Consider the following 2,416-nt stretch of genomic DNA (forward strand, 5'->3'; position numbering starts at 1 on the left):
CGCCTGACCGCCCCGGCTGCCCGAGGAGGCCGGCCATGACGACGACCCCGTCTCCCCCAGCCTGATCCCCACGCTTCCCGGCCGCTACTACACCGACCCGGAGGTCTTCCGGCGCGAGCAGGAGGCGCTGCTGGAGTCGATGTGGTTCTGCGCCGTGCGCAGCGCCGACCTGGACCGGCCCGGTGCCTTCCGTACGGTCCGGGTCGGGCGGGAGAGCGTGCTCGTCACCCGCGACCGCACCGGCGCGCTGCGGGCCTTCCTGAACGTCTGCCGGCACCGGGGCGCCCGGCTGTGCACCGAGGAGTCCGGCGAGGTCCGCCGCAGCCTGCAATGCCCCTACCATGCCTGGACGTACGGACTCGACGGGAAGCTGGTCGCCGCGCCCAACCTGACGAAGATGCCGGACGTGGACCGGGACCGGTACGGGCTGGTCAAGGTCGCCCTGCGGGAATGGCTGGGCTACGCCTGGGTGTGCCTGGCCGACGCGCCGCCCTCCTTCGAGGCCACCGTCCAGCACGCGGCCGTGGAGCGGCTCGGCGACCCGGCGGCCATCGAGCACTACGGCACCGAGCGCCTGGCCCTCGGCAAGCGGGTCACCTACGACGTGCGGGCCAACTGGAAGCTGATCGTCGAGAACTTCATGGAGTGCTACCACTGCGCCACCATCCACCCCGAACTCACCGAGGTGCTGCCGGAGTTCGCGGAGGGTTGGGCGGCCCAGTCCTTCGTGGGCCACGGCGCCGAGTTCGGTGCGGGGGTGGCGGGGTTCACGGTGGACGGCAGCGCGGGCTTCGGCCGGCTCCCGGAGGTGGCCGAGGAGCAGGACAGGCGCTACTACGCCATCACCGTCCGGCCCAACGTCTTCGTCAACCTCGTCCCCGACCACGTCATCCTGCACCGTATGTTCCCGCTGGCCGAGGACCGCACGGTGGTGGAGTGCGACTGGCTGTACGCGCCCGAGGTGGTGGCGTCGGGGGCCGACGTGTCGAAGTCGGCGGAGCTGTTCCACCGGGTCAACGTCCAGGACTTCGCGGCGTGCGAGCGCACCCAGCCCGCCATGTCCTCGCGTGCCTATCGCGAGGGCGGGGTGCTGGTGCCGGCCGAGCACCACATCGGGGCCTTCCACGGATGGTTGCGGGAGAAGCTGGGCGAACAGGCTCCGTGAGCGCCGAAGCGGGGTAGGACACGGCCGCTCCCGTTTCCCTCTGCCCCCAGGAGTCACACGATGACCAAGGCAGCACCGCCGTCAGGCACGCACGGGCACGACGACAGCGAACTCGCGGAGTTCGGGTACCGGCCCGAACTCAAGCGCACGCTGGGCAACTTCCACACCTTCGCCGCCGGGATCAGCTACATCTCGATCCTGACCGGCACCTTCCAGCTGTTCTACTTCGGCTACGGCAGCGGCGGCCCCGCCTACTGGTGGTCGTGGCCGATGGTGTTCGTGGGCCAGTTCGCGGTGGCCCTCTGCTTCGCGGAGCTGGCGGCCCGGCATCCGGTGGCGGGGTCGGTCTACAACTGGTCCAAGCGGCTCGGCAATCCCCACCTCGGCTGGCTCGCCGGGTGGATGATGCTGATCGCCTCCATCGTGTCGATCGCGGCGGTGGCGCTGGCCTACCAGCTCACACTGCCGCAGATATCGTCCGCCTTCCAGTTCGTCGGGGACGGCACCGGCCCCTACGACGTGGCGACCAACGCGGTGGTGCTGGCGGCCGTGCTGATCCTGTTCACCACGCTGGTCAACGCCTTCGGGGTGAAGCTGATGGCCCGGATCAACACGGCGGGGGTGTTCATCGAGCTGGTCGCCAGTGTGGTGCTGATCGTCATGCTGGCCGTCCACATCACCCGTGGCCCGCAGGTCGTGCTGGAGACCAACGGCACCGGCGCGGGCCACGGCGCCGGTTACCTCGGCGCGTTCCTGGTGGCGTCGCTGGCGTCGGCGTACGTGATGTACGGCTTCGACACCGCGGCCTCGCTCGGCGAGGAGTCGCTGAACCCGTCACGGAACGCGCCCCGCGCCATCCTGCGGGCGATCATCGCGTCCTTCGTGCTGGGCGGCCTGGTGCTGCTGCTGGCGCTGATGAGCGTCTCCAGCCTCAAGGGCGACAAGCTGTCCACGGACGGGCTCCAGTACGTGGTGCTGGACGTGCTCGGGCCGACGGCCGGCAAGGGGATGCTGTGGTGCGTCCTGATCGCGGTCACGGTGTGCGCGCTGGCCGTGCACACGGCGGCGATCCGGCTGGCGTTCGCCATGGCGCGGGACAACAACCTGCCCGCGTCCTCGGTGCTGGCCCGGGTGAGTCCGCGCTTCCGGACGCCGGTGGTGCCGGCCGTGGTGATCGGGGTGCTGGCGCTGGCGATCCTGGTGGTCAACATCCGTCAGCCGCAGATCTTCACCGTGGTCACCAGCATCGGC

2 protein-coding genes are annotated in these 2,416 nt (G+C 70.4%); both read left to right on the plus strand.

Annotated elements, in window-relative coordinates:
* Nucleotides 1-154 precede the first annotated feature (154 nt).
* Nucleotides 155-1,165 (plus strand): aromatic ring-hydroxylating oxygenase subunit alpha, encoded by a 1,011-nt coding sequence (locus CCN33_RS21560; RefSeq protein WP_244173894.1) that lies wholly within the window; start codon nucleotides 155-157, stop codon nucleotides 1,163-1,165.
* A 60-nt stretch (nucleotides 1,166-1,225) separates the two neighbouring features.
* Nucleotides 1,226-2,416: APC family permease (locus CCN33_RS21565; RefSeq protein ID WP_086695203.1), on the plus strand; the 1,191-nt coding region annotated here is incomplete at its 3' end.

The organism is Streptomyces recifensis (assembly GCF_002154615.1).
Lineage (GTDB): Bacteria > Actinomycetota > Actinomycetes > Streptomycetales > Streptomycetaceae > Streptomyces > Streptomyces griseoluteus.